The sequence below is a fragment of the Acinetobacter sp. AOR34_HL genome (assembly GCF_027854795.1).
In the GTDB taxonomy this organism is placed as follows: Bacteria; Pseudomonadota; Gammaproteobacteria; order Pseudomonadales; family Moraxellaceae; genus Acinetobacter; species Acinetobacter junii.
The window spans coordinates 21,213-28,565 of the sequence record NZ_JAKTID010000035.1 but is presented as its reverse complement, the minus strand read 5'-3'; the positions used below and the strand labels follow the sequence as shown (position 1 = coordinate 28,565).

At 42.7% G+C, this 7,353-nt stretch carries 5 protein-coding genes and 2 pseudogenes; 1 reads left to right on the top strand and 6 read right to left on the bottom strand.

From position 1 onward, the window contains the following. Window positions 1–322: pseudogene (locus tag MKL32_RS05520) on the bottom strand (IS1595-like element ISAju1 family transposase); the annotation flags it as partial. A 223-nt stretch (window positions 323–545) separates the two neighbouring features. Between MKL32_RS05520 and MKL32_RS05515 the strand changes: the two are divergent. Then, a pseudogene (locus tag MKL32_RS05515) lies at window positions 546–656 on the top strand (integrase); the annotation flags it as partial. Between the two features lie 92 nt (window positions 657–748). Here the strand turns inward: MKL32_RS05515 and MKL32_RS05510 are convergent. From MKL32_RS05510 to MKL32_RS05490, 5 genes are all read right to left on the bottom strand, one after another. After that, complete coding sequence (locus tag MKL32_RS05510; protein WP_228300267.1) at window positions 749–1,510, bottom strand: energy transducer TonB; 762 nt, start codon at window positions 1,508–1,510, stop codon at window positions 749–751. Next, window positions 1,507–1,953: a protein TolR gene (tolR, locus tag MKL32_RS05505; protein ID WP_126132470.1), complete on the bottom strand. Its 447-nt coding sequence runs from the start codon at window positions 1,951–1,953 to the stop codon at window positions 1,507–1,509. Before tolR ends, MKL32_RS05510 begins: the two co-directional genes overlap by 4 nt. A gap of 12 nt (window positions 1,954–1,965) precedes the next feature. Continuing rightward, the gene (tolQ, locus tag MKL32_RS05500) at window positions 1,966–2,664 is read right to left on the bottom strand and encodes a protein TolQ (RefSeq protein WP_126132469.1); all 699 of its coding nucleotides are present in this window, start codon (window positions 2,662–2,664) and stop codon (window positions 1,966–1,968) included. A gap of 94 nt (window positions 2,665–2,758) precedes the next feature. Then, a complete protein-coding gene (locus MKL32_RS05495) occupies window positions 2,759–4,738 on the bottom strand; it encodes a phytase (RefSeq protein ID WP_126132468.1) in 1,980 nt (659 codons plus the stop codon). Window positions 4,739–4,814: 76 nt separating this feature from the next. Further along, window positions 4,815–7,304: a TonB-dependent receptor gene (locus MKL32_RS05490; RefSeq protein ID WP_212387012.1), complete on the bottom strand. Its 2,490-nt coding sequence runs from the start codon at window positions 7,302–7,304 to the stop codon at window positions 4,815–4,817. Window positions 7,305–7,353 lie beyond the last annotated feature (49 nt).

Sequence of the window (7,353 nt, the reverse complement as noted above, 5' to 3'; positions counted from 1 at the left end):
TGTATACGTTTCCATCTCTTTTGAGTAGTCCAAATACAATGGTTTTTCCTGATGCACCACGTCCACGTTTTCCTCGAATACGACGAGCACCAAAGTAGGATTCATCAAGTTCAACGATACCGTTGAAAGGAGATATTTCCTCACATTGTGCCGCAATCTTTTTACGCAACCTGATGTAAATTGTATTGATGGAACGTACAGAAATATTGGTGAGTTTAGCTGTATCTGAAGCAGTTAAATCCATGGCAAAAAAGCGAATGATCTGTCTGAATTTTGCCTCTGTGATTCTTGAACGGGAATAGTATCTATTTTTTGCTTTCATATAAGGAAGTTACCATACTTTTTGATATGCTTAACTTCCTAAGCCCCATAGGTGTCCACTTAAATTTTAGTGGACACTATCGTGGTATTAATGAGTTAGAAAAAGTGGGGCTCAGCGGACGCTTACTATTGTCGGCCTTAAATGCTACTACCATGCATCATTTTGATAGGAATGAATTATTAAAAATTGGCAGAGTATTTAAAACCAATTCTTCAAATGAGGACACGCCCTAGCACATAAGCTGCCAGATGAAGTTGAAGCTGCTTAGTTACGTGTAGCATATCTCGAAAAACGTAAGAGTTTGATGGCAGATTGGGCTAATTTTTGCACTTAAACCAACTTAATGTATTTAAAGCATTAAAATTAAAGCAAGTCAGGCACTCTAATCAAACTAAATCGAGTGATTTCCTCAATTGATCAATACAATTAACTTTCAATACGATATTGGAAAGTATTTTTAACATTCGACACACTGGTCGGTTTGCCATCGACGAGACGAGGCTGATATTTAAAAGTGAGCGCAGCCTGAATCGAAGGTCGTACAAACATCGGATGGCAGTCGCCTTGTGCCTTTGGATTTTCTACCCGTCCTTTTTCGTTCACGCTATATATAACTGTACAGTCCCCTTCAATCTTTCGATCTAAAGCTGATTCAGGATAAGCTGGTGCTATTTTTGTAACAGGTTGATAATTTTTAACATCAAATGATTCAGGATGAGTTTGTGCTTTAGGTTCTACTGATTTCTGGGTCTTCGTCTGAGTTGGTATATCCGCTTGAGACTGCGTATCTACTGTTTTCTGAGATTCCGCTACTGCCGTTTGCTTTTCCGTCACGACTTGCTGTGTCGGTTTAGCCGCTGTAGGTACAATTTTGTTGCTCTGTGACTCTACAAACTTCTTGGTGGTTTTCGGTTGGACTTCAGTAGGTTTCTCAACCTGTTTCTTGACAGGCTCATGTAAGGGTTTTTCTTCGACTATCGGTTCAGGCTTTTTAGGTTCTGGTTGTTGTTTGGCTGGAGGGGGTATTTGCACAAATTGTAATTGAATGGTTTTCGGCTTGGGTTCCGCCAATGTTTCATGCATCTCAACCGTACATAACCATGCAATTAGCGCAATATGCAATCCAGCCGTGACCGAAAATGCTAGACCTTGATCACGAAACCTAATTTTGGAAACGGTTGCCATCATGATTGTGGTTCCTCTGTCACTAGCCCCAAGTTCGTTACCCCACTCTTTTGCAAGGATGCTATGGCCTGTGCAACCAGTTGATAATCAGCATCCTGATCGGCACGCACATAAAACTGTAGGCTTTTATCTTTTTTAATAATCGGAACGAGCTTTTGTTGCATAGTGGCTAAATCAATGGCCTGATCCGTAACTTTCTCGGTATTCACTTCTGATCCAATATTCCAGTAATACTGACCATTGGCTTGAATAGATAAGGTCACAATACGCTGCTGTTGTGACGCGGGCATGACATTGGCATCCACTTTAGGCAAATCAATTTGAATGCCTTGTGTCAACATCGGTGCAGTCACCATAAAAATCACCAATAGCACCAACATGACATCAATATAAGGAACCACATTCATTTCAGCATTGAGTTTTAATTTTTGAGGACGCTTAATCATGGTTCTTGCTCCTTAACGCGAAGTGCGCTCAGTGTGCCCCAACAAACGATAAATACGCGTTTGCAACTCATTGGCAAAACCGTAATAACGACTGGAAAGCTTGTCAGCACGTGCCGAAAAACGGTTATACGCCACGACTGCAGGAATAGCGGCAAATAAACCAATAGCTGTCGCAATCAGCGCTTCTGCAATCCCTGGTGCAACTGTATTGAGGGTTGCCTGTTCAACGGCAGACAGTCCAATAAACGCATTCATAATGCCCCAGACCGTTCCAAATAAGCCTATATACGGGCTGACTGAACCGACTGTTGCAAGAAAGGTCAGATTTTGCTGAAGCTTTTCTTCTTCTTCACTGATGCTGCTGAGCAAACGACGTTCTACCCCATCAATCACATCACTTGTAGTGAGTTGCTCATCTTTGATCAATTGATGGTATTCATCCACCCCATGTTGAAAAATGCTGACTACGCCTTTCTGTTGTTCAGGCTGTTGGTAATCTTGCTGTAAAAGATTGAGATCTTTCTGCTGTCTAAAATTCTTTAAAAAGCGGTTCCAAAGCTGCTCTTGTCCACGAAGTAACATACCCTGACGCACGATTAAATACCAACTTACTACTGAGGATAAAACCAAAATCAACATCACTACTTTCACCAACACACTGGCATGGCTAATCAACATCCAAACCGACATTTGATCCATTGTTGCTTGCATAACGCACTCCAATTTTTTACTGCATGGTGCAGTACATGTATATTTTTAAAATGGGCTGTGACTCTTTGCCCCAGCCTATGTACTAAAGCGCTATTTAGTCCAAATGCAGGGCTTGAGCGATTTTTTCCCACGGCACATATTTAAAGTTCTGATTGGTTTCAGGCATCCGTTTACGTCCATCTTGCACCACCAACATGCCTTGCTTCCATTTGCCACCAAAATTTAGGGAACTCACATCTAGTCCATCTGTTTCAGACACAGCGTCAATGCCTTTGTCGATATTGATGCCTACACGAAATGCGCCACGAACCGTATAAGGTGCTGCGGCATCAAGCACCACAAAGCTGTCATTGCCTTGGCTTGAAACTACCAAATAACTTTGCTTTTTACCGTGATAAAGTCCCATTCCCTCAATGTCATCATGCATCACCTCTCCTACACCTATCACCTGCTGCATAGGGAGCTGAGTTTTTGGATTGAGATCTTTTACCCACACCGCGACATCTTCTTCACCCAAGAAAATACGTCCTGTGGCATCGTCTACGACACAGCCTTCAGGTTGGGTTTGAACTGAAAAACGTTGTACTTCTTCAGCCCGTAATTTTTGCTGTGCAGCCGTGATGTGGTATTGAACAAAAGTCCCGTTTTTATCGTTGGGAATGGCATAGATTTCCCCTTGAGCATCGCGGTACATACAAATGCCATAAATATCATCCAATGTAGTTGCTAGCTCGCCGAGCACAGAAACCTTGCCCGTTTTGGGTTGAATCGCAAAGAGATGCAGACTGTTATGATCTCGGTTCGATGCCACAGCCAAATCGACCGTTTGATTGCCCCATTTAAAACCGTAGCGTACATCAACATTATTCAATCGCCCTACTGGCAAATACTGCACGGTTTTGCCCTGTAAATCGTTAACCTGTAAACCACCTTGTTTATCTGTCGCTAAAATGCGGGATTGACTCGGTTGTGTAGCGTTATGCCAAATCGCAGGATCATCAGCCGCATCACCTGTACTTGGCACACCCTCCGTCTGCAGTTCTGCTGGAATAGTGATGATATTTTGAGCTTTGGCCTGGGTCTGAGTTTCCCATTCCACATCTGTCACTTTCACGGTTTTATCATCTAAAATCAGCAAGGATTTATCAGTTAAATTACCTTGAACACTCAGAGTCTCTGGTTCTTTCACCGTGTCTAGTTGTAAAGGCGGCTGTGCCTTCCATTGCTTATCTTGCTTTTGATAACGATAAAGCAAAGGTTTTTCTGCATCGAGTACAGCGACATGATCATCTACAATCGCAATTGCAGAGGGTGAACCTTGCATCGAACCAAAGGGTTGTACGAGATCCACCGCCTGACGCACCATGTCTGCTTCAGGATGAGCTGGATATGCCCAAACCCCAACACTCTCTTCATTAATGAACAGCTCTGCGGTGCTATCATTCACTTTGCACACACTGCTGGCAGGTGGAAAACTGAGACGACGTACCAACTGTGGTTGAACCAAAGCCTTCTCTTGCTGAGCCACCAACCATTGCTCACCAAGCCCCTCTTCACCCACTAAAAAAGCAAAACTCAGCCCTTGAGCATCGGTATATAGGCAAACATCTTCAGACTTAAATGAACGCTTTGGAGTGAAGCTAGGTTTGTCCCATGCTTTATTTTTTAAGTTCATGCTCATCAGTTGAATTTGCTGTTGTTGCACATTTGACGCAGCAATCAATAAACGCTCCGAACCAATCCGATAATCAAAACGCCCAAACTGACCTTGAATTTGATGTAGTACATTTTGTTGATCATCTAAAATTTGTAGCCCTTTATTTTTACTGCTCAACAGTGCGGCAACTTCAGGCCATGCACTCAAGCTTAACCATTGCACATCCTCAGTTTTCGCCCCATTCATGTCGACTTCACGTAGTTGCAACTTCGCTGCCATGGGCTGATCTATTGGTATTTCAACTGGGCGTAACAACTGGCTACTCTGCGTAGGCTGAAGCACACTGTGTTGACTGCATGCGCTCAATAACAGCAAGCAACTGCTTAAAGCAGACAATTTAAAAGATGAAAATTTCATAGAGACACTCAAAATTGGGCAAGGAAACTCAGGTCTGCTTCTGCTGAGCAAACCTGAGAACTAAATTTAATTCGACTTAAAAGTGGGTGTAGGTCAGTGCAAGTTTGTATGCTGGGCCATATTCTTCATATTGCGCGTTATAAGCCTTAGAACCTGCATAGTTGTAATAAGTTTCATCGGTGATGTTTTGCACATCAAACTTCAATTGTAAGTTTTTAGATAAATTCACATGACTACTGAAATCAAGGAAGATTTGGTCATCGGTATAAATGTCTTTTTCTGGCGTGTCGATATCACCAAGTTCATACAGATAATTCGATTTATAATTTGCTGAAAGTCGCACACCAAAGCGCTCATTTTCCCAACCAATCATGGCATTGCCGACCACATCCGACTGGTTTGGTAAATGAATACGACGGCTCAGAAGTTCGCCATCTTTCATCGAATCAATATCTGCTTCTGACTTACTAAAGGTCGTATTAAAGCCCAGCAAGAAACCATTCCAAGGCGCTCCTAGATGGTCAAACTTTTGTGAGTAGGCAAACTCCATCCCGTACAGTTTTGCTTCATTACCATTTTTATAGGTAATAGCTTCATCAAAGTCAGCCCATTGCCCTGTTCCTGCAATATTGGTGTTATAAATAAAGTTATCGATATCTTTATAAAATGCGTAGAAGCCCACCATACTGGCTTTGCCAAAATATTTTTCTACGCCTAAGTCAAAGTTTGAGGACTCCAAAGGTTTGAGCATTGGGTTACCAAACTCAGCTTCATCACCATCGATATAAACACCTGGTGCACTTTGCGCAAAGTTTGGACGTACCACACTATTGGTCCAAGCGGCACGGAGGTAAGCGTTATCGGCCAATTGATAACGAAAATGTAAACTCGGCAACCAATGATCATAGTCATTTTCATATTTAGTCGCAGTAATCACATCATCATTGAACTCAAAACCACGTGCTTCAAAGTTGGTATTTTCATAACGTAAGCCTGCAATCACACGCAGTTGATCCAAATCAACGGTATTCATGACATAAGCCGCTTGTATGTCTTCATTCGACTTAAAGTCATTAATGATTGAACCGTCAGCAACCACATAATCATTTGGATTTAATCCACTGATTTTATCTTTAATAGCGTTTTTATTAATGGTTGGACCAAACTGACCCAGTTCATAATGGCTGTTTGAATTGAAATCTGAACTTGACGTACTGAGATCTTCATATTTCCATTCATCGGTATTGTTGGTTTTTTCACGTTGACTGATTTTTCCGCCGAACTTCAATGCAGCAGCATAATTCCCCAGCATATAGTCTTTCAAAAAGTCTAATTTACCGTTGTATTCTTTATCGGTGGTTTTAGATTTTTCCCACGACACCGAATCTAACTCATAGTTGGCCGCATCATAAAAATCTTGGTCTGCCGTAATTACAGGTTTTTGCGTATTATTAAATCCAACATTACTAAAATCACCTTGGTATTTTGCCCCCGAAATTCCCCCTGGATTTTCCTCCGATGCTTCGCTATAACCGAGCTGACCTTCCACCGTCCACGTGCCAAAACCTTGCTTACCACCGAGGACAAAAGACTGTATTTCTTGTGTTTCTTCACGGCTCTTCAGTGAACGAGTCACTTCTGCATCACCACGCTGGCCTGCAAGTTGTGGATCAGAAAATTCAGCCGCCACTTCCTGACGTGATTCAGTGTCTTTAAAGCGACTATATAAAGTTCTTAAATAGTATTCGCCTGTGTCATTCGGACGGTAATCAAAGTTTAAACCCGCACCAATGCGCTCACGTTCGATGTCATATTGACGCATTGCGGTTTCTTCAAGTGCGTCACCATCCCAAGCCCCACCCGTTTCAACATTGTCCGAGCCAAATTTTCGGTTTTGATAACTCAGTGCCAGTGCCACCCCAAGGTTGTCTTGCCCCTCACCAACACTGAAACGATTACTGATAGCACCAGATGCTTTAGGGCTATATTTTTCCCGTTTTTCATCATAACCACCTTCAATCGTTCCCGTATAAAACAAACCGTCATGGTCAAAAGCCGATAAACTTTCAACCTGCACCGTACCACCTAATGAGTTGGCATCCATGTCTGGTGTCAGCGTTTTCACCACAGCCAATGACTGTACTAGCTCTGAAGGTAAGACATCCAATGCTACGCCACGGCGATCGCTTTCAGGCGCGGGAACCAAAGTACCATTGATGGTTACTGCATTTAAGTCAGCGCCTAAACCACGAACGGAAACAAAACGTCCTTCGCCTTGGTCACGCTCTGTAGATACACCTGGTATCCGTTGCAACGCTTCTGCGGCATTGTCATCGGGTAATTGTCCAATGCCATCGGCATGTACCACACTGCTGATTTGGTCGGCACGTTTTTGTTCTTTGAGTGCTTTATCCATACTTGCGGCTTGTCCAATGACCTGCACGTATTCAACATTATTTTCTTCCTGCGCATAAACATGTGTCAGGCTTAACATTGACAAGACCAGTGTGCTGAGCTGAAAGCCCGCACGTTTATTTCTGCCTAAACGGCTATTCAGATTGCTCATTGTATTCTTCCCCTCAGGCCAAAGTGGCATGGTTTGAGCGCACAATAAA